Genomic DNA, 23,970 nt, shown 5'->3' with positions numbered 1-23,970 from the left:
TTTGTACAGCCAGAGCCCCGACAGTCGCGGCCTCACTCGTGGGCGGCTATGCCTTTGAGGTAAGGCGCGGGCGCCGCACCCAGGTTGCTCAGCATGCGTTCGCTGTACCAGTCCACAAAGTTCACCACGCCGAACTCATAGGTCTTGGAGTACGGGCCAGGCTGGTAGGCGGTGGAGTTGATGCCGCGCTGGTTCTCTTCGGCCAGGCGACGGTCCTGGTCGTTGGTGGCGTCCCACACCTGGCGCATGCGCTCCACGTCATAGTCCACGCCTTCGACGGCGTCCTTGTGGACGATCCACTTGGTGGTGACCATGGTTTCCTGGGCGCTGATCGGCCACACGGTGAACACAATGATGTGATCGCCCATGCAGTGGTTCCACGAGTGCGGCAGGTGCAGGATGCGCATCGAGCCCAGGTCCGGGTTCTTGATGCGACCCATGAGCTTGGCGCAGCCTTGTTTGCCGTCCAGGGTCATCGACACGGTGCCTTTGAGCAGCGGCATGCGCACGATGCGGTTACGCAGGCCGAAGCTGGCGTGGGCGTAAGGGATTTTTTCGGCATCCCAGGCGGCGGCGGAGGCGGCGACGTGGTCCTTGAACGCCTGGTCGGCGCGTGGGTCGGTGACGTCATCCCATTCCAGCAGGGTTTTCAGCAATTCCGGGTGCGAGGCATTGCAGTGGTAGCACTCGCGGTTGTTTTCCAGCACCAGTTTCCAGTTGGCTTTCTCGAACAAGGTGGTTTGAATGGCCACCTTGGTGTTCTCCATGTCGTACGGTTCCATGTAATGGTTCAGTGTCGACAGGAAGTCATCGATGGCCGGCGGGTTCTCGGCCAGGCTGATGAAGATGTAGCCGCCGGCGGTCTTCACGTTCACCGGTTTAAGGCCGTATTGCTTCATGTCGAAGTCGGCGCCCATCTCGGTGCCGGCGAACAACAGGCGGCCGTCCAGTTCGTAGGTCCACTGGTGGTAGTGGCAAACGAGCTTGGCGACCTTGCCCTTGTCGCTGGTGCACAGGCGCGAGCCACGGTGGCGGCACACGTTGTGAAACGCATGCACCACGCCGTCGGCGCCACGGATCACGATGATCGGGTTCTTGCCCACTTGCAGGGTCAGGTAGTTGCCCTTGGTGGGGATCTCGCAGGTCATGCCAGCGATCAGCCACTCTTTCTGGAAGATCTCCTGCATGTCGATATCAAACAGCCGCTCATCAGAGTAAAACGGCTGCGGCAGCGAAAAGGTGCGCTCGCGCTCTTGCAGCATCTGCGCGGTGGCCTTGCGTGCGGGTTCCAGCGGATCGCCCAAGCTTAAGGTTGCGGTGACGTCCATCGTGTATGTCCTCATGGCCATTCTGTGTGGCCGGCGAATAGTGGCTACGGTTGTTGCAATGCAAGGCGTAAAGAAAGCGTTGTCGTTGGCAGCGAGTGTGGGCCTGCGGTTGCCTCGAACCTTATCCATGGGCGACATGGCCCAATCTGATCCCGACGCGCAAGCCCCGGTAGTTGGGGGCTGGTCGCGATAAGTATGTGAATGTCGCAGATAGGTAAATGGGTGGTTCTCGCGTTACGCAGAATCGCCACCATAAAGCCGAACATCGGCAGTGGAGAATCAGCATGTCCAACAGCTTCCTGAATCCGGTAACCACCCAGACCTGGGCCAATGGTCGGCACATCGTCCGTTGCGTCAAAGTCATCCAGGAAACCTGGGACGTGCGCACCTTTTGCTTTATGGCCGACCAGCCGATCCTGTTCTTTTTCAAGCCGGGGCAATTCGTCACCCTGGAGCTTGAGATCGAAGGCCAGCCGATCATGCGCTCGTACACCATTTCCAGCTCGCCTTCGGTGCCTTACAGCTTCTCGGTGACCATCAAGCGCGTACCCGGCGGCAGGGTTTCCAACTGGCTGCACGACACGCTGCACGAAGGCCAGGAGCTGGCGGTACACGGCCCGGTCGGGCTGTTCAACGCCATCGACTTCCCAAGTCCGAAAGTGTTGTACCTCAGCGGCGGCGTGGGTATCACCCCGGTGATGTCCATGGCGCGTTGGTTCTACGACACCAACGCCAACGTCGACATGACGTTTGTGCACAGCGCCCGCTCGCCCAAAGACATCATCTACCATCGCGAGCTGGAGCATATGGCCTCGCGGATCGACAACTTCAGCCTGCACCTGATCTGTGAAAAGCACGGCCTGGGTGAACCCTGGGCCGGTTATCGCGGTTACCTGAACCACAAGATGCTCGAACTGATGGTGCCGGACTTCCTGGAGCGCGAAGTGTTCTGCTGCGGTCCGACGCCTTACATGAGCGCAGTCAAGCGCCTGTTGGAAGCCGCCGGTTTCGATATGGCGCGCTATCACGAGGAATCCTTCGGCGCCACGCCACCGGAAGCGCGGGCCGATGCGGTGGAGCAAGCCGAACAAGCGGCGGATGCGCCGGAAGTCGACCTGGCGGACCTGCATCAGGTGGAGTTCATTGCGTCGGGCAAGAGCATCCGCGTAGCACCGGGCGAAACCGTGCATGCGGCGGCGGCCAAGCTCGGGTTGATGATCCCCAAGGCCTGCGGCATGGGCATCTGCGGCACCTGCAAGGTGATGAAACTGGGCGGGGAAGTGGAGATGGAGCACAACGGCGGGATCACCGAGGAAGACGAGGCCGAGGGGTACATCCTGTCGTGCTGCAGCGTGCCGAAGGGCGACGTGCGTATCGAGTTCTAACAGCGAGTACCGCCCAATGTGGGAGGGGGCAAGCCCTTCCCACAGGTTGATTTGCGTTCATCCGTGAGGGTCAGGCGCCCATGACTTCGCGAATGTCCGCCGCCAGTTCCCGCACGCGTTCTTCTTCGGTGTCCCACGCACACATGAACCGCGCGCCGCCTTTACCGATGAAGGTATAGAAGCGCCAGCCCTTGGCCGTCAGCGCGGCAATCGCTGGTTCCGAGAGTTGCAGGAACACGCCGTTGGCCTGTACCGGGAACATCAGCTCCACGCCGGGAATGTCCGCCACCAGGCTGCTCAGCAGTTGGGCGCAGTGGTTGGCGTGGCGGGCGTGTTTGAGCCAGGCGTCGTTTTCCAGCAGGCCCACCCATGGGGCCGACAAAAAGCGCATTTTCGAGGCGAGCTGGCCGGCTTGTTTGCAGCGGTAATCGAAGTCTTCGGCCAGCGTGTGGTTGAAGAACAGAATCGCCTCGCCCACGGCCATGCCGTTCTTGGTGCCGCCAAAACACAGCACGTCTACCCCGGCTTTCCAGGTCAGATCGGCCGGTGAGCAGCCGAGGAACGCGCAGGCGTTGGAAAAACGCGCGCCGTCCATGTGCAGGTTCAGGCCCAGTTCTTTGCAGGTGGCGCTGATGGCGCGGATTTCTTCCGGGGTGTAGACGCTGCCGACTTCGGTGGCCTGGGTCAGCGTGACGACGCGCGGCTTGGGGTAGTGGATGTCCTGGCGCTTGAGGGCGATCTCGCGGATCGACTCCGGGGTCAGCTTGCCGTTTTCGGTGCGCGCGGTGAGCAGCTTGGAGCCGTTGGAGAAAAACTCCGGCGCGCCGCATTCGTCGGTTTCGACGTGGGCGGTTTCCGAGCAAATCACGCTATGGTAGCTCTGGCACAAGGATGACAGCGCCAGCGAGTTGGCGGCGGTGCCGTTGAAGGCGAAGAACACTTCGCAGTCGGTTTCGAACAGGTTGCGGAAACCGTCGGCGGCGCGGTGGGTCCACTCATCATCGCCATAGGCGCGTTGATGGCCGTGGTTGGCTTGTTCCATGGCGGCCCAGGCTTCCGGGCAGATGCCCGAATAGTTGTCGCTGGCGAATTGTTGGCTCTTGTCAGTCATGGCCCATTCCTGTGGTCGATATTGGTGCGCACTTTAACCAACATTGGCTGGGGTGCGCACGCGCTGTAAATGCAAAGTCAGTGGGGAATTATGCACGCTACTGCAACGATGCCTGTCGGACGTGTCCGCGACGGCGCTTTGGATCTGCTCAAGTGGCTGGCGCTGGTGTGCATGGTGCTGGACCACCTGCGTTATGTCGGTTTGAGCCTCGATGGCTTGTATGTGCCGGGGCGCCTGGCGTTCCCGTGGTTCTGCCTGGCGATTGCGGCTAACGTGCAGCGGGTGCGAAATACGCCCTTGGCCGGGCACTGGCGCTACCTGGGCTGGTTGCTGTTGTTCAGTGCGCTCAGCGAAGTGCCATACCGGTTGTTTATCGAGGATGCCGATACGTTGAATGTGCTGCCGACTCTGGCGCTGGGTTTGCTGGTTGCCAGAGGATGGCAGCAGAAGGCGCCTGTTGGTCGGGGGTTGGCGCTGATTGCGCTGTTGCTTGCGGGTGTGTTCAGCGCGCAGTTGATGTTCGGTTTATTTGGTGTATTGCTGCCGTTGGCCATGCTGCTGGTGTTCACCCGCCCTTGGTATTTCTGCCTGCTACCGGGCCTGGTGTGCGTGGCCGCCAACCAATGGCAAACCCTGCTCAATAGCGGCACGCCGGTGGCGCTGTTGGGGTTGGTCGCATGCCTGATCGCGCCATGGGTGGGTTTGGTCTTATTGCGACACGCCAAACATGTCGCGCCACCGCCCATGCGCCGCTGGGCGTATGCCGCTTATCCACTGCATTTCCTCCTGCTGCTGCTCGCCCGCCAGATCATCGCCTGACCCCCTCCCACACACGGCCTGTTCCACATTTGTTCTGCGTCGCAGAGGGAATGTCGTAAACGCACCTTTGCGTGGCGTCCGTAGGCATTTGACCTGCCTGCGCCAGCCCTACCATCGCATCAAAGGGCCCTGCACGGGCCTCAACAATACGAAAGGCTGGGAGAGACGCGATGTTCAGCAAGAAAGACCAGATCCAGGGTTATGACGATGCACTGCTGGCGGCGATGAACGCCGAGGAGCAGCGTCAGGAAGATCATATCGAGCTGATCGCGTCAGAGAACTACACCAGCAAGCGTGTGATGGAAGCGCAAGGCAGCGGCCTCACCAACAAATACGCCGAAGGCTACCCGGGCAAGCGCTACTACGGCGGCTGTGAGCACGTGGACAAGGTCGAGGCCCTGGCCATCGAACGCGCCAAGCAGCTGTTCGGCGCCGATTACGCCAACGTGCAGCCGCACTCCGGTTCGTCCGCCAACAGCGCCGTGTACCTGGCGCTGATCAATGCCGGCGACACCATCCTGGGCATGAGCCTGGCCCACGGCGGTCACCTGACCCACGGCGCCAAAGTGTCGTCCTCGGGCAAGCTGTACAACGCGGTGCAATACGGCATCAACACCGATACCGGCCTGATCGACTACGACGAAGTCGAGCGCCTGGCCGTCGAGTGCCAGCCGAAAATGATCGTGGCCGGTTTCTCCGCCTACTCCAAGACCCTGGACTTCCCACGCTTTCGCGCCATCGCCGACAAAGTAGGCGCGTTGCTGTTCGTGGACATGGCCCACGTCGCCGGCCTGGTCGCCGCCGGCCTGTACCCGAACCCGCTGCCGTACGCCGACGTGGTCACCACCACCACCCACAAGACCCTGCGCGGTCCACGGGGCGGCCTGATTTTGGCCAAGGCCAACGAAGCGATTGAAAAGAAACTCAACGCCGCCGTATTCCCCGGCGCCCAGGGCGGCCCGCTGATGCACGTCATCGCCGGCAAGGCCGTGTGCTTCAAGGAAGCGCTGGAGCCAGGCTTCAAGGCCTACCAGCAACAAGTGATCGACAATGCCCAGGCCATGGCGAGCGTGTTTATCAAACGCGGCTACGATGTAGTGTCCGGCGGCACCGATAACCACCTGTTCCTGGTCAGCCTGATCCGTCAGGGCTTGACCGGCAAAGAGGCGGACGCCGCCCTCGGTCGCGCTCACATCACCGTCAACAAGAACGCGGTGCCGAATGACCCGCAGTCGCCGTTCGTGACCTCGGGCCTGCGTATCGGTACCCCGGCGGTGACCACGCGTGGTTTCAAAGTGCCGCAGTGCATCGAACTGGCCGGCTGGATCTGCGACATCCTCGACAACCTCGGCGACGCCGATGTCGAGGCCAACGTGGCCAAGCACGTGTCTGCCCTGTGCGCTGATTTCCCGGTTTATCGCTGAGCGCGGTTTTGGAGTAATGACTATGCAACGCTACTCGGGCTTCGGCCTCTTCAAGCACTCCCTCAGCCATCACGAAAACTGGCAGAAGATGTGGCGCACGCCGACCCCGAAAAAGGTCTACGACGTGGTCATCGTCGGCGGTGGCGGGCATGGTCTGGCGACCGCGTACTACCTGGCCAAAGAGCACGGCATCACCAACGTGGCCGTGGTCGAAAAAGGCTGGTTGGGCGGCGGTAACACCGCGCGCAACACCACCATCGTGCGCTCCAACTACCTGTGGGATGAGTCGGCGCACCTGTACGAACACGCGATGAAACTGTGGGAAGGCCTGTCCCAGGACCTCAACTACAACGTGATGTTCTCCCAGCGTGGCGTGTACAACCTGTGCCACACCTTGCAGGACATCCGCGATTCCGAACGCCGGGTGAGCGCCAACCGCCTCAACGGCGTGGACGGCGAACTGCTCAACGCCAAGCAAGTGGCCGACGAGATCCCGTACCTGGACTGCTCCAAGAACACCCGCTACCCGGTGCTCGGCGCCACCGTGCAACGGCGCGGCGGCGTGGCCCGTCACGATGCCGTGGCCTGGGGTTTTGCCCGCGCCGCTGACGCGCTCGGCGTGGACTTGATCCAGCAGACCGAAGTGATCGGGTTCCGTAAGGAAAACGGCGTGTGCATCGGTGTGGAAACCAACAAGGGTTTTATCGGCGCCAAGCGCGTCGGCGTGGTCACCGCCGGTAACTCCGGGCACATGGCCTCGCTGGCGGGCTTTCGCCTGCCGATCGAATCCCACCCGCTGCAAGCGTTGGTGTCGGAGCCGATCAAGCCGATCATCGACAGCGTGATCATGTCCAACGCCGTGCACGGTTACATCAGCCAGTCCGACAAGGGCGACCTGGTGATCGGCGCCGGTATCGACGGCTACAACGGCTACGGCCAGCGTGGTTCGTACCCGGTGATCGAGCACACCATCCAGGCTATCGTCGAGATGTTCCCGGTGCTGTCGCGGGTGCGCATGAACCGCCAGTGGGGCGGCATCGTCGACACCACGCCGGACGCCTGCCCGATCATCTCCAAGACCCCGGTGCCGAACATGTTCTTCAACTGCGGTTGGGGCACCGGTGGCTTCAAGGCCACCCCAGGCTCAGGCAACGTGTTTGCCGCCAGCCTGGCCAAGGGTGAAATGCACCCATTGGCCGCACCTTTTTCCATCGACCGTTTCCACAACGGTGCGCTGATCGACGAACACGGCGCTGCGGCCGTCGCCCACTAACAGGAGAAATCCCCTATGTTGCATATCTTCTGTCCTCACTGTGGCGAACTGCGCTCCGAAGAGGAATTCCACGCCGCCGGCCAAGCGCACATCCCGCGCCCGCTGGACCCGAATGCCTGCACCGACGAGCAGTGGGGCGACTACATGTTCTTTCGCGATAACCCGCGTGGCCTGCACCACGAGCTGTGGATTCACGCCGCCGGCTGCCGTCAGTATTTCAACGCCACCCGCGACACCCTGACCTACGAAATTCTTGAAACCTACAAGATCGGTGAGAAGCCTCAGTTCACCGCCAAGGCCTCTGGAGAGAAGGTATGAGCCAGATCAATCGCCTGTCCAACGGTGGCCGGATCGACCGTAATAAAGTCCTGACCTTCAGCTTCAACGGCCAGAGCTACAAAGGCTTTGAAGGCGACACCCTGGCCGCAGCCCTGCTGGCCAACGGCGTCGACATCATCGGCCGCAGCTTCAAGTACTCGCGCCCACGCGGTATCTTCGCCGCCGGCGCCGAGGAGCCGAACGCGGTGCTGCAGATCGGCGCCACCGAAGCCACGCAAATCCCTAACGTGCGCGCCACGCAACAGGCGCTGTACCAGGGCCTCGTCGCCACCAGCACCAACGGCTGGCCGAGCGTCAACAACGACATGATGGGGATTCTCGGCAAGGTCGGCGGCAAGCTGATGCCGCCGGGTTTCTACTACAAAACCTTTATGTACCCGCAATCGTTCTGGATGACTTACGAGAAGTACATCCGCAAGGCGGCGGGCCTGGGCCGTTCGCCCACCGAGAACGACCCGGACACCTACGATAACTTCAACCGTCACTGCGACGTGCTGGTCGTGGGCGCAGGCCCTGCGGGTTTGGCGGCTGCACTGGCGGCTGCACGCAGCGGTGCCCGTGTGATCATCGCCGATGAGCAGGAAGAGTTCGGCGGTTCCTTGCTCGATTCTCGCGAAAGCCTCGATGGCAAACCGGCCACCGAGTGGGTAGCCAGCGTTATCGCTGAACTCAAAGCCCTGCCGGACGTGGTGCTGTTGCCCCGCGCCACCGTCAACGGCTACCACGACCATAACTTCCTGACCATTCACGAGCGCCTCACCGACCACCTCGGTGATCGCGCGCCGATCGGCGTAGTGCGTCAGCGTATCCACCGTGTACGTGCCAAGCGTGTGGTGCTGGCCACCGGTGCGTGCGAGCGTCCGCTGGTGTACGGCAACAACGACGTGCCGGGCAACATGCTGGCCGGCGCGGTTTCCACCTACGTGCGTCGCTATGGCGTGGCGCCGGGTAAAAAACTGGTGCTGTCGACCAACAACGACCACGCCTACCGCGTTGCGCTGGACTGGCTGGATGCCGGCCTGCAGGTGGTGGCGGTGGCGGATGTGCGCCACAACCCACGCGGCGCGCTGGTGGAAGAAGCCCGCGCCAAAGGCATTCGGATCCTCACCGGCAGCGCTGTGGTCGAGGCTCGTGGCACCAAGCGTGTGAGCGCTGCGCGTGTCGCCGCGATTGACGTCAAGGCACACAAAGTCACCAGCCCCGGCGAGTGGCTGGACTGCGACCTGGTCGCCAGCTCCGGCGGCTACAGCCCGGTGGTCCACTTGGCTTCGCACTTGGGTGGCAAGCCGACCTGGCGTGAAGACATCCTCGGCTTTGTACCCGGTGAAGCCCCGCAAAAACGCGTGTGCGTGGGCGGCATCAATGGCGTCTACGGCCTCGGCGATTCCCTGGCCGACGGTTTTGAAGGCGGCGTGCGCGCCGCCAGCGAAGCCGGTTTTGCCCCGGTCGAAGGGACCCTGCCAAAGGCCCTGAGCCGGCTGGAAGAGCCGACCCTGGCGATTTACCAGGTGCCGCACGACAAGCCGACCGCACGTGCGCCCAAGCAATTCGTCGACCTGCAAAACGACGTCACCGCGGCCGCCATCGAACTGGCGACCCGCGAAGGTTTCGAGTCGGTCGAGCACGTCAAACGCTACACCGCGTTGGGCTTCGGCACCGACCAGGGCAAGTTGGGTAACGTCAACGGCCTGGCGATTGCTGCACGTTCGCTGAACGTGACCATCCCGCAGATGGGCACCACCATGTTCCGTCCCAACTACACGCCGGTAACCTTCGGCGCGGTGGCGGGCCGTCACTGTGGGCACATCTTCGAACCGGTGCGCTACACCGCGCTGCAAGCCTGGCACGTGAAGAACGGCGCCGAGTTTGAAGACGTCGGCCAGTGGAAACGCCCGTGGTACTTCCCACGTAACGGTGAAGACCTGCACGCCGCCGTGAAACGCGAATGCCTGGCGGTGCGCGACAGCGTCGGCCTGCTGGACGCGTCCACCCTCGGCAAGATCGACATTCAAGGCCCGGATGCCCGCGAGTTCCTCAACCGCATCTACACCAACGCCTGGACCAAGCTCGATGTGGGCAAGGCGCGCTACGGCCTGATGTGCAAGGAAGACGGCATGGTCTTCGACGACGGTGTGACCGCCTGCCTGGCCGATAACCACTTCCTGATGACCACCACCACCGGCGGCGCGGCGCGCGTTCTGCAGTGGCTGGAAATCTACCAACAGACCGAATGGCCGGACCTGAAGGTGTACTTCACCTCGGTCACCGATCACTGGGCCACCATGACGTTGTCCGGCCCCAACAGCCGCAAGCTGCTCAGTGAAGTGACTGATATCGACCTGGACAAGGACGGCTTCCCGTTCATGACCTGGAAGGAAGGCCTGGTGGGCGGTGTACCGGCACGGGTGTTCCGTATCTCGTTTACCGGTGAGCTGTCGTATGAAGTGAACGTGCAGGCCGACTACGCCATGGGCGTGCTGGAAAAAATCGTCGAGGCCGGCAAGAAATACAACCTGACCCCGTACGGCACCGAAACCATGCACGTGCTGCGGGCCGAGAAGGGCTTCATCATCGTCGGCCAGGACACCGACGGCTCGATGACCCCGGACGACCTGAACATGGGCTGGTGCGTAGGCCGTACCAAGCCGTTCTCGTGGATCGGCTGGCGCGGGATGAACCGTGAAGACTGCGTGCGCGAAGAGCGTAAGCAGTTGGTGGGGCTCAAGCCGATCGACCCGAACGTGTGGCTGCCGGAAGGCGCGCAGTTGGTGTTCGATCCGAAGCAGACGATCCCGATGAAGATGGTGGGTCACGTTACCTCAAGCTATGCGCATAACTCCCTGGGCTACTCGTTTGCCATGGGTGTGGTCAAGGGCGGCTTGAAGCGCATCGGTGAGCGGGTGTTCTCGCCCCAGGCGGATGGCAGCGTGATCGAGGCGGAGATTGTGTCTTCGGTGTTCTTTGACCCGAAAGGCGATCGCCAGAACATCTGATAGACCGAGTTGCCTGCATCGGGGGCTTGCCCCCGATGAGGCCATCAGCCTCAAAACAGAATTCAAAACAGGTGCTTTATGACAGCAGCCAATGTTTACCAACAACGCCCCACCTCCGGCGCCAAGGCCGAGTCGTCGCTGCACCATGCCGACCTCGCCAGCCTGGTCGGCAAGGGCCGCAAGAACGCCGGCGTAACGGTGCGTGAAAAGAAACTCCTGGGTCACCTGACCCTTCGTGGCGATGGCCATGACGCCGCGTTCGCCGCTGGCGTACACAAGGCCCTGGGCATCGAACTGCCCGGCGCACTGAGCGTCATCGTCAAAGGCGACACCAGCCTGCAATGGCTTGGCCCTGACGAGTGGCTGTTGATCGTGCCGAGCGGTGAAGAGTTCGCCGCCGAGCAAAACCTGCGTGCCGCCCTGGGTGACTTGCATATCCAGATCGTCAACGTCAGTGGCGGCCAGCAGATCCTTGAACTCAGCGGCCCGAACGTGCGCGATGTGCTGATGAAGTCCACCAGCTACGACGTGCACCCCAACAACTTCCCGGTGGGCAAGGCGGTGGGCACGGTGTTCGCCAAGTCGCAACTGGTGATCCGTCACACCGCTGAAGACACCTGGGAACTGCTGATTCGTCGCAGCTTCTCGGACTACTGGTGGTTGTGGCTGCAAGACGCCTCGGCCGAATTTGGCCTGAGCGTTCAAGCCTGAGGAATCGCCGATGAGCCGCGCACCCGATACATGGATTTTGACCGCCGACTGCCCCAGCGTGCTCGGTACGGTGGACGCGGTTACCCGCTACCTGTTCGAGCAGGGTTGCTATGTGACCGAACACCACTCGTTCGATGACCGCCTCTCTGGCCGGTTTTTTATTCGGGTGGAATTCCGTCAGCCCGACGGCTTCGACGAGCAGGCGTTCCGCGATGGCCTGGCCACGCGCGGCGAAGCCTTTGGCATGATCTTCGAGCTGACGGCGCCGAACTACCGGCCAAAAGTGGTGATCATGGTCTCCAAGGCCGATCACTGCCTGAATGACCTGCTGTACCGTCAGCGCATCGGCCAGCTATCGATGGACGTGGTCGCGGTGGTGTCCAACCACCCCGATCTCAAACCTTTGGCCGACTGGCACCAGATTCCCTACTACCATTTCCCCCTCGACCCTAACGACAAACCGTCCCAGGAGCGTCAAGTGTGGCAAGTGGTGGAAGACACCGGCGCGGAACTGGTGATCCTTGCGCGTTACATGCAAGTGCTGTCGCCAGAGCTATGCCGAAAGCTCGATGGCAAGGCCATCAACATCCACCACTCGTTGCTACCGGGGTTCAAGGGCGCCAAGCCGTACCACCAGGCATACAACAAGGGCGTGAAACTGGTGGGCGCCACCGCGCATTACATCAACAACGATCTGGACGAAGGCCCGATCATCGCCCAGGGCGTGGAGGTGGTGGACCACAGCCACTATCCCGAGGATCTGATTGCCAAGGGGCGGGACATCGAAGGGCTGACATTGGCGCGGGCGGTGGGGTATCACATTGAGCGGCGGGTGTTTTTGAACGCCAACCGCACGGTGGTGCTCTGACTGACGCCATCGGGAGCAAGCCCCCGATGAGGCCCTTACAAACAACACAAGCAACAGCATCTGTACCCGAGCACTTAACGCGCTGCCCCAAGGGCAACGCAGTTCCATAAAAACAACAGCGAGGTGAAAGCATGTCTGGTAATCGTGGTGTCGTGTATCTCGGCAACGGCAAGGTCGAAGTACAGAAAATCGACTATCCCAAAATGCAGGACCCCCGTGGCAGGAAGATTGAGCACGGCGTCATCCTGCGCGTGGTCTCCACCAACATCTGCGGCTCCGACCAACACATGGTGCGCGGCCGCACCACCGCCCAGACCGGCCTGGTGCTCGGTCACGAGATCACCGGTGAAGTGATCGAGAAGGGCAGCGACGTCGAAAACCTGAAAATCGGCGACCTGGTTTCGGTACCCTTCAACGTGGCGTGCGGCCGCTGCCGTTCGTGCAAAGAGCAACACACCGGCGTGTGCCTCACCGTTAACCCGGCACGTGCCGGCGGTGCCTACGGCTACGTCGACATGGGTGACTGGACCGGCGGCCAGGCCGAATACGTGCTGGTGCCGTACGCCGACTTCAACCTGCTGAAACTGCCGGATCGCGACAAGGCCATGGAGAAAATCCGTGACCTGACCTGCCTCTCCGACATTCTCCCCACCGGCTACCACGGCGCCGTCACTGCCGGCGTTGGCCCAGGCAGCACCGTGTACATCGCCGGTGCCGGCCCGGTCGGCCTGGCCGCTGCCGCTTCCGCCCGCCTGCTCGGCGCGGCGGTGGTGATCGTGGGTGACGTCAACTCCATCCGCCTGGCCCACGCCAAGGCCCAGGGCTTTGAAGTGGTCGACCTGTCCACCGATACCCCGCTGCACGAACAGATCGCCGCATTGCTCGGCGAGCCGGAAGTGGACTGCGCCGTCGACTGCGTAGGTTTTGAAGCGCGCGGCCACGGCCACGATGGCGTCAAGGCCGAAGCCCCGGCCACCGTGCTCAACTCATTGATGGGCGTGGTACGCGTGGCCGGCAAGATCGGTATCCCTGGCCTGTACGTCACCGAAGACCCAGGCGCTGTCGACGCTGCCGCCAAAATGGGCAGCCTGAGCATCCGCTTCGGCCTGGGCTGGGCCAAATCCCACAGCTTCCACACCGGGCAGACGCCAGTGATGAAGTACAACCGCCAACTGATGCAGGCGATCATGTGGGACCGCATCAACATTGCCGAAATCGTCGGCGTGCAGGTGATCAGCCTGGATGACGCGCCACGGGGCTATGGCGAGTTCGATGCGGGCGTGCCGAAGAAGTTTGTGATTGATCCGCATAGGTTGTTCAGTGCGGCGTAACGCGGCGGAAAAATGAAAAGGGCGGCCTACGGGTCGCCCTTTTTTGTGTCTGCCGCTTAGCCTGCAACCGCTGAGCTATACGCCCCCTCCCACATGGATTTTGTGGTGCCTGGAGAGGCCCGGAACAATGTGTCGGATACCCAGTCCAACGCCTGCTTTCGCCCTATATCCAGAGGTTGTCCCCATGAAGATTTCACGCGGTTTCGCCCTTTCCTGCCTGCTGGCCATGGCCGCCGGCCCGGTGTTCGCCGCAGGCTTCAGCCTTGGCGATGCGGCGAACGCCATTGCCGGCATGCAGGGCGGGAACAATAAAGCCGCTGCCGCTGCGCCGTCGTCCGAGACGGCCGACCTGTTGACCGCGTTGACCTCGCAATTGAATGTCACCCCCGAGCAAGCCATCGGCGGCACGGGCGCGATGCTGGGGTTGGCCAAGAACCAACTGGGCGGTAATGACTACTCGCAACTGGCCAAGAGCGTGCCCGGGCTGGACAAGCTGTCCGGCGACAATGCACTGGGCAGCCTCGGCGCCTTGAGCGGCTTGCTCGGCCAGACCGGTGGCAGCAAGACCAGCGGCCTGGATGGCCTGCTGGGTAACGTGAAAGACACCAACGACCTGAACACCGCGTTCAGCGCTCTGGGTATGGACGGCGGCATGATCAGCCAGTTTGCACCCGTGATCCTGAGCTACCTGGGCAGCCAGGGCACCAGCAGCTCAGTGTTGGACAAGTTGGCCCAGGCCTGGGGCACCGGCAGCTAAATACACTCCGCGCGCGACGCTTGGATGCGTGCATCCTTCTCCTGCCAGAGCTGGTTGACCCAGTTCTGGACGGTCTGGCGAAACGCCGGATCATTTTCGTAGTCCCCTTGCCACAATGCCGGGTCAAGCTCGCGGGTGCGGATATCGATGATCACCTTCGGCACCGCGCCGCTGATCAAGTCCCAGAAACCCGGAATTTTCTGCTGCGGATACACCACGGTGACGTCGAGGATCGCATCCAGCTGTTCACCCATCGCCGCCAGCACAAACGCCACGCCGCCCGCCTTGGGCTTGAGCAACCGCGTGAATGGCGAACCCTGCTGTTTGCGCTTGGCCTCGCTGAACCGCGTGCCTTCCAGGTAATTGACCACCGTGACCGGTTGACGCTTGAACAGCTCGCAGGCCGCTTTGGTGATCTTCAGGTCCTGCCCGGCCAGCTCCGGGTATTTGGCCAGGAACGCCTTGGTGTAGCGCTTCATGAAGGGGTAGTCCAGCGCCCACCAGGCCAGGCCCAGGAAGGGTACCCAGATCAGCTCTTTTTTCAGGAAGAATTTGAAGAACGGCGTGCGTCGGTTCAGCGCCTGGATCAGTGCCGGGATATCCACCCAGGACTGGTGGTTGCTGATCACCAGGTAGCTGGTGTCGCCACGCAGGTTCTCGCCGCCGCGAATATCCCATTGGGTCGGGATGCACATCGCGAAGATCGCCTTGTCGATCTCGGCCCAGGTTTCGGCGATCCACATCACCGCCCATGACATGTAGTCGCGAGAGCGACCCGGTGCCACCAGCTTGAGCAGGGCGAACACCATCAAGGGGCCGATCAGGATCAGCGTATTGAGTAACAGCAGCAGTGTGACCAGACAGCCGGTGAGCAGGCGGCGCATAAGCAACTCTTGGAAGGGTGTGGGCGGGCCATGATAAGAGAGCCGGGCCCGCAGGCCAAATTGCAAACCGACGGACGAATATTTCACCCGGTGCCCGTTATGCTCGGGCGAGCTAACTAAGTGCTGCCTTTGCGGTCTAGAATCCGTCTACTTCTTTCCGAGGACATCCCTTCGTGAAACTGCTATTTGCCTCGCTCGTCCTGGTTGCCCTGCCCGTCATGGCCGCCGAGCCGACCCTCTACGGTCGCTACGAATACATCCAGTTGCCGGAGATCGGCGAAACCTTCAAGGCCAAGATGGACACCGGCGCGCTGACCGCCTCGCTGTCGGCCCGTGACATCGAAACCTTCACCCGTGATGGCGATGACTGGGTGCGCTTCCGTCTCGGTGGCAAGGACGCGTCCAACAAGGTCTACGAACACAAGGTGTCGCGCATCAGCAAGATCAAGAGCCGCGCCGACGAAGACGACGACAAGGACGAGGCCAGCGTGACCAAGCGCCCGGTGGTCGACCTGGAAATGTGCCTGGGCAACGTCAAGCGCACCGTCGAGGTCAACCTCACCGACCGCAGCAGCTTCAACTACCCGCTGCTGATCGGCGCCAAGGCCCTGCGTGAATTCGGCGCTGCGGTAAACCCGGCTCGTCGGTACACTGCCGACAAACCGGACTGCTGACGGACCAAAATGCCCCACATCCTGATTGTCGAAGACGAAGCGGCGATAGCCGACACGCTGATATTCGCCCTGCAAGGCGAGGGCTTCACCACCACCTGGCTGAGCCTTGGCCAGGCGGCGTTGGAGCATCAGCGCCAGGCCCCGGCCGACCTGATCATCCTCGACATCGGCCTGCCCGACATCAGCGGTTTTGAAACCTGCAAGCAATTGCGCCGCTTCAGTGAAGTGCCGGTGATGTTCCTCAGCGCCCGGGACGGCGAGATCGACCGCGTGGTGGGGCTGGAGATCGGCGCCGACGATTATGTGGTCAAGCCGTTCAGCCCACGGGAAGTGGCGGCGCGGGTGCGGGCGATCCTCAAGCGGGTCGGCCCCGGTGCCGCGCCGGCGCTGTTCCAGGTCGACCTGGAACGCATGCAGATCCACTATCGCGGCCAGCCCCTGAACCTGACCCGTCACGAATTCCGCCTGCTGCAAAGCCTGCTGGACCAACCCGAGCGGGTCTTCAGCCGCGAGCAATTGCTGGATGCGGTGGGCGTGCCGGCCGATGCCGGTTACGAGCGCAATATCGACAGCCATATCAAAAGCCTGCGCAGCAAACTGCGGGCCGTGGCGGCGCAGGCTGAGCCGATCCAGACCCATCGCGGCCTCGGCTACAGCTATAGCCCGAGCAACAGCTGATGCGCCTGGGGCTGCGGATTTTCCTGGTGTACGCGCTGTTTATCGGCCTCACCGGTTACTTCGTGCTCAGCACGGTGATGCAGGAGATCCGCCCTGGCGTGCGCCAGTCCACCGAAGAAACCCTGGTGGACACCGCCAACCTGCTGGCCGAGATCCTGCGCGAAGACGTGAAGAACCGCACCCTTGGCCAAAGCCACTGGCCGCAGGTGCTCAAGGCCTACGGCAATCGTCAGCCGGGCGCGACCATCTGGGGCCTGCCGAAAAACCAGGTCAATCACCGTATCTACGTGACCGACGCCAAGGGCACGGTGTTGCTCGACTCCAGCGGCGACGCGGTGGGCCAGGACTACTCCAAATGGAACGACGTGTACCTGACCCTGCGCGGCGAATACGGTGCGCGCTCCACCCGCAGCAACGCAGATGACGCCACGTCGTCGGTGATGCACGTGGGCGCGCCGATCCGCGACAACGGCCATATCATCGGCGTGGTCACCGTGGCCAAGCCCAACAGCTCGTTGCAACCCTATGTCGACCGCACTGAGCGGCGCCTGCTGTGGTACGGCGCCGGGTTGGTGATCCTGGGTTTGCTGTTGGGCGCGTTGTTGTCGTGGTGGCTGAGCGTGGCCTTGCGACGCCTGACCGCCTACGCCGAAGCGGTCAGCGAGGGGCGACGGGCCGAGTTGCCGCATTATCGCGGCGGTGAGTTGAAGCAGTTATCCACGGCGGTGGAGCACATGCGCACGCAACTGGAGGGCAAGGCCTACGTCGAACATTACGTGCACACCCTGACCCACGAGCTGAAAAGCCCATTGGCCGCGATCCGTGGCGCGGCGGAACTGCTGCAGGGCGATATGAGCCGCGAGCAGCAGCAGCGCTTTGTCGGCAATATCGACAGTGAGAGTGCGCGCCTGCAACAGTTGATCGAGCGCCTGCTGAACCTGGCGCAGGTGGAGCAGCGCCAGGGGTTGGAAGAGCAGTCGAGCATCGCGCTGGGTGCCTTGGTCGACGCGGTGCTCAAGGCTCAATGCGCACGAATCGAAGGGGCTGGGCTGCGTGTGGAGCAGGCGATTGCGGCTGACGTGAAGGTGTTCGGCGAACCCTTCCTGCTGCGCCAGGCCCTGGGCAACCTGCTGGAAAACGCCCTGGACTTCACACCGCCCGGCGGTCTGTTGAAGTTCAGTGCGCAGACGCTGCACAACGATGTGCAGGTTAGCCTGTTCAACCAGGCCGCACCGATTCCCGACTATGCATTGCCGCGCCTGAGCGAACGTTTTTATTCGCTGCCACGCCCCGCGAGCGGGCGCAAAAGCACGGGCCTGGGCCTCAATTTTGTCGAAGAGGTGATGAAGCTGCACGGCGGCGCGTTGCAGATCGGCAATGTGCCGGGCGGCGTGCAGGTGGTGCTGCATCTCCACACAGTCTCCACATTGCCCACATAAAACACCCACATGCGCGGCTCACTCTGCCCTCATCAAAACAGGGAGAGACCCATGAACCGCAGCCTGCTTTTCAAACTTGGCGCGATTGCGCTGCTGATCCTGCTGTTGCTGATTCCGTTGCTGATGATCAACGGCATCATCAGCGACCGCCAGCAACTGCGCGACGGCGTATTGATGGACATCGCGCGCAGCTCCAGTTACGCCCAACGTATTACCGGGCCGGTGATGGTGGTGCCGTATCGCAAGACCGTGCGTGAGTGGAAGCTTAATGAAAAGCTCAACAAGCGCTACGAGGTCACCCGTGAAGAGCGCGGCCGCCTGTACTTCCTGCCGGACCGTTTTGAACTCGACGGCAAGGTGCAGACCGAACTGCGCGCACGCGGCATTTACCAGGCGCGGTTGTTTCATGCCGATAACCGCATCGCGGGGCGTTTCGAGCTGCCTGCACAGTTGGGGATCACTGAAAACTTTGCCGACTACCGCTTCGAACCGGCCTTTCTGGCGGTGGGTATCAGCGACATTCGCGGCATTGAAAACTCACTGAACCTTGAGCTTGGCAGCCAGCGCCTGGAGTTCTCGCCGGGCTCTCAAGTGGATTGGCTGGGCGAAGGCGTGCACGTGGCGCTGCCCGAGCTGGACAGTAAAAAACCGGCCGTGGTGGACTTCGCCTTTGACCTGCGCCTGCAAGGCACCGAGCAACTGCAAGTGGTGCCGGTGGGCAAGACCAGCCAGGTGTCACTGGCCTCCAACTGGCCGCACCCCAGCTTTATCGGCAACTTTCTGCCGACACAACGGGCGATCGACGAGAAGGGGTTTACGGCCAACTGGCAGACCTCGTTCTTCTCAACCAACCTCGAACAAGCCCTGCAAACCTGCCTGGACGCACAAGGCTGTGATGACTTCAACAGCCGCAGCTTCGGCGTGAACTTCATCGACCCGGTGGACCAGTACCTCAAGAGCGACCGCGCGATCAAATATGCGCTGCTGTTTATCGCCCTGACCTTTGCCGGCTTCTTCCTGTTCGAAGTGCTCAAGAGCCTGGCGGTACACCCGATTCAATATGCACTGGTGGGGGTGGCCCTGGCGTTTTTCTACCTGTTGCTGTTGTCGTTGTCCGAGCACCTGGGGTTTGCCTTGGCGTACCTGATCTCGGCGAGTGCCTGCGTGTTGCTGATCGGGTTTTACGTGTGCCATGTGCTGCGCAGCGTGACCCGTGGCCTGGGGTTCTCGGCGGGGTTGGCGGCGTTGTATGGCTTGTTGTACGGGCTGTTGAGCGCCGAGGACTATGCGTTGCTGATGGGCTCGCTGTTGCTGTTCGGCCTGCTGGGCACGGTGATGGTGCTGACACGTAAGCTCGATTGGTATGGCGTGGGCAAGCGCAAGGGGGTTGAACCGTTGGCGTTTGATCTGGAGGCAGTGCAATGATCGGGTTGCGCGAGGATCAGCAAGAGGGGGCGCAGTTGGCCGCAAGGATCGTCACCTTCCTCACGACCACCATCGCCCACTGTGGCAAGCCCCCTCTCACATTGGCTGGGCGTGAATGTCAGATCGGCGGCTGGGTCTGCTGCATCGAAGGCCGCTGGCTGACCTCCGCGTACCAGGCGGCAAGCTGTGGGTTGGCCGACCGCCAGGGCATGTCCGGATGGCGAAAATCCAGGTAACCCAAGGCGCAGGCCACGCTGATGGCGGCGATGTCGAAATGGCTGGCCAGTTCGGCAATGGCGTCCTGCTCCAGCTCGGCGAGGGTGCGGTTGATCTTGTTGCGCTGTTCGTCGAGCCACTGGTCCCAGTGTTTTTCCACCGGGCGCAGGGCGGTTTCGTAACGTACCAGCACGGCGGCGTCCATGATGCCGTCGGCCATGGAGGCCAGGGTCAGGCGACGCCAGCGCGCCGAGCCGTCGCGGGGGATCAGTGGGTTGCCGACGTGCTGGTGGTCGAAGTAATCCAGGATCACCCGGCTGTCGTGCAGCACGCTGCCGTCGGCCAGGCGCAGGGCGGGGATCTTGCCCACGGGGTTGCCTTGTATCACCTGGGCATCCGGGGTTACCGGGGTCGGCACGCAGGCGTGCAGGCCCACGCGGTCCTGCTGGCCGGTTTCGAGCAGCAACACGCGGACTTTGCGCACGAACGGTGAAGCGGGGTTGTGGAACAAGGTCATGCTGGGCGCGGACATGGGCATTCCTCTCAATGGGCTGTGGCTAGCCTAGAGGGTTGCGCGCCGCTTGAACAACCCCCAAACGCCTATCACAGCAGGCACGCCCAACCCCACCCAACTGAGCGAATCCCACAGCCCATCCCCCAGCAACGCCGCGCACAGCCCGGCGGCGCTGAGCAGGCCAACCCCCAGCGGCAGGCCAAACACCTTCCAGAAGTTCGACTGGCGCGGCTTCATGCCTTGCCCGCCTTGCGCCGCGCGATCCACAGGTAAACGCCACTGCCGAGCACGATGATGGTCAGCACGTCCAGCACCGCCCACAGGATCTTCATCGGCATGCCGCCGTAGTCACCAAAGTGCAGCGGCTGGGACAGGCCCATGGCGTCCATGTACCACGGCCGTTCGGCGATGGCGGTGACAGCCAGGGTGCGGGCATCGATCAGCACCGGGGTGAGCAAATGCGACGTCAGGTGGGTGCCGCCTTTCATGAATACGGCGTAGTGATGCTCGCTGGAAAAGCGCGTGCCGGGGAAGGCAATGAAGTCCGGCTGCATGCCGGGCGCCGCCTTGGCGGCGATGCTCAGCAGGTCGCTGGCGGGTGCGCGTTGGGTCAGTGGCGGGGCGTTTGTGTAGGGCGCGATCATCGCGCTGAGGCTGTCCTGGCGCCAGGCGGCGATGATCAGGTCGGCGCAGGCGCTGATCACGCCGGTCACGCCCACCACCAGCGCCCAGGTCAGCGTGACCACGCCGATCAGGTTATGCAGGTCGAGCCAGCGCAGGCGGGTGGACTTGTCCCGGCGCACGGTGGCGAACTTCAAGCGGCGCATGAACGGCAGGTACAGCACGGTGCCGGAGATCATCGCGAGCACAAACAGAACACCCATGAACGCCAGCCATAACTTGCCCGGCAGCCCGGCAAACATATCCACATGCAAGCGCAGCAGGAACAGCGTGAAGCCGCCGTTGGCCGCCGGCATTGGCACCGACTCGCCGGTGCGCGCATCGAGCATGAAGGTATGGGACGCATTGGGCTCGGTGCCGGCGGTGGCGGCCATGATTGCGATCACGCCGTTCTTGTCATCCTCGTCCCAGGCCAAGTACTGCAGCGCCTCGCCGGGGCGTTGGGCCTGGGCCTTGGCCACCAGTTGCTCAAGGTTGAGCTGCGGCGTATCGGCGGGCATCCGCGCCAGTTCGGGCTCGTTGCCCAGCAGGTGATCGATCTCATGGTGAAACACCAGCGGCAGGCCGGTGAGGGCGAGCAGCAGCAGGAACAGCGTGCAGATCAGGCTGGTCCAGGTGTGGATGAAGGACCAGCGGCGGATGGTTTTGCTTTTCATGTTCTAGCCTTGGCCATTTACCACTGGTAGGTGGCGCTGGCGACGACGCTGCGTTGGTCGCCGAAGTAGCAGTAGTTGCCATCACAGGTGGACAGGTAATCCTTGTTGAACAGGTTGGTGGCGTTCACCTTCACCGACGCGCCCTTCAGGTTGTTGTCGAGGCGGCCGAGGTCGTAGTGCACCGCGCCGTCGAACACGGTGTAGGCGTTGGCCTTGCCCAGCCAGGTATTGGCCTGGTCGCCGTAGGTGTTGCCGGTATAGCGGGCGCCGAAGCCGATGCCAAAGCCGTCGAGGATGCCGGTGTGCCAGGTGTAGTCGGTCCACAGCGAGGCTTGCTGGTTGGGCATCAATTGCAGACGGTTGCCTTGGTTGATGCCTTTTTGCACCTCGGACTTGGCCAAGGTGTACGCGGCGATGACCTTGAGGTTCTCGGTCACATCGGAGACCGCTTCCAGTTCCAGGCCTTTGACTTTCACTTCGCCAGTCTGGCTGTTGATTTGCTGGCCCCCTGGGCCGATGGTGGTCACCTGCACGTTCTTCTGGGTCAGGTCATAGACGGCCGCGCTCAACAGCGTATTGCTGCCGGGCGGCTGGTACTTGACCCCCAGTTCCCATTGTTTGCCTTCGGTCGGTTTAAACGTGGTGAGCGCATTGGTATCGGCGTTGCTCGCCGGTTGGAACGACTCGGCGTAGGACAAGTAAGGCACGAAGCCCGAGTCGAACACATAGCTAAGTGCCGCGTTGCCACTGAAGTGTTTGATGCGGTCAGTGTTGGTCGCATCGCTGTCATTGAAGTAAGTAGTGCCCTGATGCACCCAGTCTTCACGACCGCCCAGCGTCAGACGCCACTGGTCCAGGGCCATCTGATCCTGAACGTAGAGGCCGGTTTGCACGGTTGTCTGGTTGTAGTCGTAAAACGGCCGGACATCGGTGGGGCGCAGGGTTGGCTGGGTATTGATCGGGTTGAAAATATTGGTCCCTGACGCAGTGCCGAATATCGCCCGATAGGACGTGTCGGTGCGCTGGTGATCCAGGCCCAGCAGCAGGGTGTGCAGGATGTCACCGGTCGCGAAGTCAGCCTGGAAATGGTTGTCCACCGCGAACTGGCTGATGTCCTCGTCAACGTTGGTGGTGGAGCGGGTGATATTGCCCGCCGCGTCCGCCTGTGAGAACGCGTAGGAACCCACGGTCAACTGCTGGAACGACAGGTCCGATTTGGTGTAGCGCAGGTTCTGCTTGAACTGCCACGTATCGTTGAAGCGATGCTCAAAGGCATAGCCCAGCGCGTAGTAGGTGCGGTCGTAGTATTCGTAGTCCGGGTCGCCCAGGTTCTTGTGATGTGACACCTCGCCCAGCGGCGACTTGATCTTGGTGCCCTGGATCGGCAGGAACTGGCTGGTGGTACCGGTATCGTCGCGCGTGAACTGCGACAGGAAAGTCAGCTGGGTATCCGGGTCGATATTCCAGGTCAGGCTCGGTGCAAGGTTGTAGCGCTTGTTGTCGATGTGATCGACCTGGGTGCCCGCATCACGCACCACGCCGCTGAGGCCATAGAGAAACTGGCCTTCGTCATCGATCTTGCCGGTGCTGGCAAAGTTGATCTGGCGATAGTTGTCGCTGCCGTATTGCACCTGGATGGCACTGCTCTGCTCGGCGCTGGGACGGCGGCTGACCATGTCCAGCAGGCCTCCCGGCGGGGTCTGGCCGTACACCGATGACGCCGGGCCACGCAGCAGGGCGAGGCGGTCGAGGTTCCAGGTTTCGGCTTTCGGGTTGGCGTACACGCCACGAGGCAGTGGCAGGCCGTCGAGGAATTGGGTGGGTTCGAAGCCGCGTACGCGCATCCAGTCATAACGGGTATCGCTGCCGTAGCTGGCGGAGACGATGCCGGGCATGTACTTCACCGCGTCATCCAGGTTTTGCACGTTGCGGTCCTGCATTTGTTCGCGGGTGGCGATGGAGATCGAGCGGGGTGCTTCGACCAGCGCGGTGTCGGTCTTGGTGCCGGCGGCGGTGCGCTTGGCCAGGTAACCGTCGACCGGGCCCCAGGCGCTTTCATAGCTGTCCTGGCCAGTGATGCTGGTGGTGGGTAGCGCCAGCGCACCCTCCGGAACCGCCACCAGGCTGAACGTCCCGGCGCTGCTCTGCTCCAGTTGCAAGCCTGTGCCGTGCAGGGCCTCACGCAGCGCGCCCGGTGCATCAAACTGGCCCTGGACCGGTGCCGAGGTCTTGCCCGACGCCAGCGCCGGGTTGAGGGTCAGTGCCAGGCCGGCCTGGCTGGCGATCTGGTTCAGCGTGGTCGCCAGGGGCGCCGCCGGCAGGTTGTAGGCGCGCACGCTTGAGGCTTGTTCGGCGGCGAACAGCACGGTGCTGGCCAGCGGGGCGCTGAGGGCAATGGCCACGGCTAACAGGCTGGGGCGCAACAAGGTGTCTAGCGTGCGGGACATGGGCGGCTCCTGAGTGA

At 62.4% G+C, this 23,970-nt stretch carries 21 protein-coding genes; 14 read left to right on the top strand and 7 right to left on the bottom strand.

Features of this window, described 5'->3' with window-relative positions:
• Positions 1 to 32: 32 nt before the first annotated feature.
• Positions 33 to 1,328 carry a glycine betaine monooxygenase oxygenase subunit gene (gene gbca / locus KSS96_RS26445; RefSeq protein ID WP_017530742.1) on the bottom strand — a complete coding sequence of 432 codons (1,296 nt, stop codon included), beginning with the start codon at positions 1,326 to 1,328 and terminating at the stop codon, positions 33 to 35.
• A 284-nt stretch (positions 1,329 to 1,612) separates the two neighbouring features.
• Between gbca and gbcB the strand changes: the two genes are divergently transcribed.
• On the top strand, positions 1,613 to 2,713 hold the full coding sequence (gene gbcB / locus KSS96_RS26440; protein WP_017530743.1) for a glycine betaine monooxygenase reductase subunit: 1,101 nt from the start codon (positions 1,613 to 1,615) through the stop codon (positions 2,711 to 2,713).
• Positions 2,714 to 2,783: 70 nt separating this feature from the next.
• Here the strand turns inward: gbcB and KSS96_RS26435 are convergent, their stop codons facing one another.
• A complete protein-coding gene (locus KSS96_RS26435; protein ID WP_017530744.1) occupies positions 2,784 to 3,824 on the bottom strand; it encodes a threonine aldolase family protein in 1,041 nt (346 codons plus the stop codon).
• Positions 3,825 to 3,914: 90 nt separating this feature from the next.
• Between KSS96_RS26435 and KSS96_RS26430 the strand changes: the two genes are divergently transcribed.
• The 9 genes from KSS96_RS26430 (at position 3,915) to KSS96_RS26390 (ending at position 14,339) form a co-directional block, all read left to right on the top strand.
• Positions 3,915 to 4,643 (top strand): TraX family protein, encoded by a 729-nt coding sequence (locus tag KSS96_RS26430; RefSeq protein ID WP_065879356.1) that lies wholly within the window; start codon positions 3,915 to 3,917, stop codon positions 4,641 to 4,643.
• A 170-nt stretch (positions 4,644 to 4,813) separates the two neighbouring features.
• Positions 4,814 to 6,067 (top strand): serine hydroxymethyltransferase, encoded by a 1,254-nt coding sequence (glyA, locus tag KSS96_RS26425; RefSeq protein ID WP_065879357.1) that lies wholly within the window; start codon positions 4,814 to 4,816, stop codon positions 6,065 to 6,067.
• A gap of 22 nt (positions 6,068 to 6,089) precedes the next feature.
• Positions 6,090 to 7,340: a sarcosine oxidase subunit beta gene (locus KSS96_RS26420; protein WP_010207084.1), complete on the top strand. Its 1,251-nt coding sequence runs from the start codon at positions 6,090 to 6,092 to the stop codon at positions 7,338 to 7,340.
• A 15-nt stretch (positions 7,341 to 7,355) separates the two neighbouring features.
• Positions 7,356 to 7,658, top strand: coding sequence for a sarcosine oxidase subunit delta (locus KSS96_RS26415; protein ID WP_017530747.1), 303 nt, complete (start codon positions 7,356 to 7,358; stop codon positions 7,656 to 7,658).
• Positions 7,655 to 10,672 (top strand): sarcosine oxidase subunit alpha, encoded by a 3,018-nt coding sequence (locus tag KSS96_RS26410; RefSeq protein ID WP_017530748.1) that lies wholly within the window; start codon positions 7,655 to 7,657, stop codon positions 10,670 to 10,672. Before KSS96_RS26415 ends, KSS96_RS26410 begins: the two co-directional genes overlap by 4 nt.
• Positions 10,673 to 10,750: 78 nt before the next feature.
• Positions 10,751 to 11,383, top strand: coding sequence for a sarcosine oxidase subunit gamma (locus KSS96_RS26405; RefSeq protein ID WP_017530749.1), 633 nt, complete (start codon positions 10,751 to 10,753; stop codon positions 11,381 to 11,383).
• Between the two features lie 10 nt (positions 11,384 to 11,393).
• The gene (purU, locus tag KSS96_RS26400; RefSeq protein WP_005792124.1) at positions 11,394 to 12,251 is read left to right on the top strand and encodes a formyltetrahydrofolate deformylase; all 858 of its coding nucleotides are present in this window, start codon (positions 11,394 to 11,396) and stop codon (positions 12,249 to 12,251) included.
• A gap of 131 nt (positions 12,252 to 12,382) precedes the next feature.
• Positions 12,383 to 13,582: a formaldehyde dehydrogenase, glutathione-independent gene (gene fdhA / locus KSS96_RS26395; protein ID WP_068935670.1), complete on the top strand. Its 1,200-nt coding sequence runs from the start codon at positions 12,383 to 12,385 to the stop codon at positions 13,580 to 13,582.
• Positions 13,583 to 13,766: 184 nt separating this feature from the next.
• Positions 13,767 to 14,339: a DUF2780 domain-containing protein gene (locus tag KSS96_RS26390; RefSeq protein ID WP_217855490.1), complete on the top strand. Its 573-nt coding sequence runs from the start codon at positions 13,767 to 13,769 to the stop codon at positions 14,337 to 14,339.
• On the opposite strand, the gene yihG is transcribed toward KSS96_RS26390, so the two are convergent.
• Positions 14,336 to 15,223 carry a 1-acylglycerol-3-phosphate O-acyltransferase, YihG family gene (gene yihG / locus KSS96_RS26385; RefSeq protein WP_065879360.1) on the bottom strand — a complete coding sequence of 296 codons (888 nt, stop codon included), beginning with the start codon at positions 15,221 to 15,223 and terminating at the stop codon, positions 14,336 to 14,338. The two genes, KSS96_RS26390 and yihG, sit on opposite strands and share 4 nt — an antisense overlap.
• A 173-nt stretch (positions 15,224 to 15,396) precedes the next feature.
• Here yihG and rloA2 point away from each other — a divergent pair, with 173 nt between their 5' ends.
• From rloA2 to creD, 4 genes are read left to right on the top strand one after another with little or no spacing between them, the layout of a single operon-like run.
• Positions 15,397 to 15,897, top strand: coding sequence for a retropepsin-like aspartic peptidase RloA2 (rloA2, locus tag KSS96_RS26380; protein WP_017530753.1), 501 nt, complete (start codon positions 15,397 to 15,399; stop codon positions 15,895 to 15,897).
• A gap of 9 nt (positions 15,898 to 15,906) precedes the next feature.
• On the top strand, positions 15,907 to 16,575 hold the full coding sequence (gene creB / locus KSS96_RS26375) for a two-component system response regulator CreB (RefSeq protein WP_017530754.1): 669 nt from the start codon (positions 15,907 to 15,909) through the stop codon (positions 16,573 to 16,575).
• The gene (creC, locus tag KSS96_RS26370) at positions 16,575 to 18,014 is read left to right on the top strand and encodes a two-component system sensor histidine kinase CreC (RefSeq protein WP_017530755.1); all 1,440 of its coding nucleotides are present in this window, start codon (positions 16,575 to 16,577) and stop codon (positions 18,012 to 18,014) included. The genes creB and creC overlap by 1 nt, the downstream gene beginning before the upstream one ends.
• A 51-nt stretch (positions 18,015 to 18,065) precedes the next feature.
• On the top strand, positions 18,066 to 19,439 hold the full coding sequence (gene creD / locus KSS96_RS26365) for a cell envelope integrity protein CreD (RefSeq protein WP_017530756.1): 1,374 nt from the start codon (positions 18,066 to 18,068) through the stop codon (positions 19,437 to 19,439).
• Positions 19,440 to 19,557: 118 nt separating this feature from the next.
• Here creD and KSS96_RS26360 read toward each other — a convergent pair whose 3' ends face one another.
• From KSS96_RS26360 to KSS96_RS26345, 4 genes are read right to left on the bottom strand one after another with little or no spacing between them, the layout of a single operon-like run.
• On the bottom strand, positions 19,558 to 20,187 hold the full coding sequence (locus tag KSS96_RS26360) for a glutathione S-transferase family protein (RefSeq protein ID WP_017530757.1): 630 nt from the start codon (positions 20,185 to 20,187) through the stop codon (positions 19,558 to 19,560).
• Positions 20,188 to 20,217: 30 nt separating this feature from the next.
• Entirely contained in the window at positions 20,218 to 20,406 is a 189-nt protein-coding gene (locus tag KSS96_RS26355) for a hypothetical protein (protein WP_017530758.1), read from the bottom strand.
• The gene (locus tag KSS96_RS26350; RefSeq protein WP_068935664.1) at positions 20,403 to 21,506 is read right to left on the bottom strand and encodes a PepSY-associated TM helix domain-containing protein; all 1,104 of its coding nucleotides are present in this window, start codon (positions 21,504 to 21,506) and stop codon (positions 20,403 to 20,405) included. Before KSS96_RS26350 ends, KSS96_RS26355 begins: the two co-directional genes overlap by 4 nt.
• Before the next feature lie 17 nt (positions 21,507 to 21,523).
• Positions 21,524 to 23,953, bottom strand: a complete 2,430-nt coding sequence (locus tag KSS96_RS26345; RefSeq protein WP_217855488.1) for a TonB-dependent siderophore receptor — start codon at positions 23,951 to 23,953, stop codon at positions 21,524 to 21,526.
• Positions 23,954 to 23,970: the final 17 nt, after the last annotated feature.

This window comes from Pseudomonas asgharzadehiana, from assembly GCF_019139815.1.
Classification (GTDB): domain Bacteria; phylum Pseudomonadota; class Gammaproteobacteria; order Pseudomonadales; family Pseudomonadaceae; genus Aquipseudomonas; species Aquipseudomonas asgharzadehiana.
The sequence above is the reverse complement of the archived record's forward strand: the minus strand, read 5'-3'. Positions and strand labels throughout refer to the sequence as shown.

What these genes read in the sequence shown, in the direction of transcription:
- gbca (WP_017530742.1), bottom strand. Translation starts at nt 1,328, where the DNA reads ATGGACGTCACCGCAACCTTAAGCTTGGGCGATCCGCTGGAACCCGCA.
- gbcB (WP_017530743.1), top strand. Translation starts at nt 1,613, where the DNA reads ATGTCCAACAGCTTCCTGAATCCGGTAACCACCCAGACCTGGGCCAAT.
- KSS96_RS26435 (WP_017530744.1), bottom strand. Translation starts at nt 3,824, where the DNA reads ATGACTGACAAGAGCCAACAATTCGCCAGCGACAACTATTCGGGCATC.
- KSS96_RS26430 (WP_065879356.1), top strand. Translation starts at nt 3,915, where the DNA reads ATGCACGCTACTGCAACGATGCCTGTCGGACGTGTCCGCGACGGCGCT.
- glyA (WP_065879357.1), top strand. Translation starts at nt 4,814, where the DNA reads ATGTTCAGCAAGAAAGACCAGATCCAGGGTTATGACGATGCACTGCTG.
- KSS96_RS26420 (WP_010207084.1), top strand. Translation starts at nt 6,090, where the DNA reads ATGCAACGCTACTCGGGCTTCGGCCTCTTCAAGCACTCCCTCAGCCAT.
- KSS96_RS26415 (WP_017530747.1), top strand. Translation starts at nt 7,356, where the DNA reads ATGTTGCATATCTTCTGTCCTCACTGTGGCGAACTGCGCTCCGAAGAG.
- KSS96_RS26410 (WP_017530748.1), top strand. Translation starts at nt 7,655, where the DNA reads ATGAGCCAGATCAATCGCCTGTCCAACGGTGGCCGGATCGACCGTAAT.
- KSS96_RS26405 (WP_017530749.1), top strand. Translation starts at nt 10,751, where the DNA reads ATGACAGCAGCCAATGTTTACCAACAACGCCCCACCTCCGGCGCCAAG.
- purU (WP_005792124.1), top strand. Translation starts at nt 11,394, where the DNA reads ATGAGCCGCGCACCCGATACATGGATTTTGACCGCCGACTGCCCCAGC.
- fdhA (WP_068935670.1), top strand. Translation starts at nt 12,383, where the DNA reads ATGTCTGGTAATCGTGGTGTCGTGTATCTCGGCAACGGCAAGGTCGAA.
- KSS96_RS26390 (WP_217855490.1), top strand. Translation starts at nt 13,767, where the DNA reads ATGAAGATTTCACGCGGTTTCGCCCTTTCCTGCCTGCTGGCCATGGCC.
- yihG (WP_065879360.1), bottom strand. Translation starts at nt 15,223, where the DNA reads ATGCGCCGCCTGCTCACCGGCTGTCTGGTCACACTGCTGCTGTTACTC.
- creB (WP_017530754.1), top strand. Translation starts at nt 15,907, where the DNA reads ATGCCCCACATCCTGATTGTCGAAGACGAAGCGGCGATAGCCGACACG.
- creC (WP_017530755.1), top strand. Translation starts at nt 16,575, where the DNA reads ATGCGCCTGGGGCTGCGGATTTTCCTGGTGTACGCGCTGTTTATCGGC.
- creD (WP_017530756.1), top strand. Translation starts at nt 18,066, where the DNA reads ATGAACCGCAGCCTGCTTTTCAAACTTGGCGCGATTGCGCTGCTGATC.
- KSS96_RS26360 (WP_017530757.1), bottom strand. Translation starts at nt 20,187, where the DNA reads ATGTCCGCGCCCAGCATGACCTTGTTCCACAACCCCGCTTCACCGTTC.
- KSS96_RS26355 (WP_017530758.1), bottom strand. Translation starts at nt 20,406, where the DNA reads ATGAAGCCGCGCCAGTCGAACTTCTGGAAGGTGTTTGGCCTGCCGCTG.
- KSS96_RS26350 (WP_068935664.1), bottom strand. Translation starts at nt 21,506, where the DNA reads ATGAAAAGCAAAACCATCCGCCGCTGGTCCTTCATCCACACCTGGACC.
- KSS96_RS26345 (WP_217855488.1), bottom strand. Translation starts at nt 23,953, where the DNA reads ATGTCCCGCACGCTAGACACCTTGTTGCGCCCCAGCCTGTTAGCCGTG.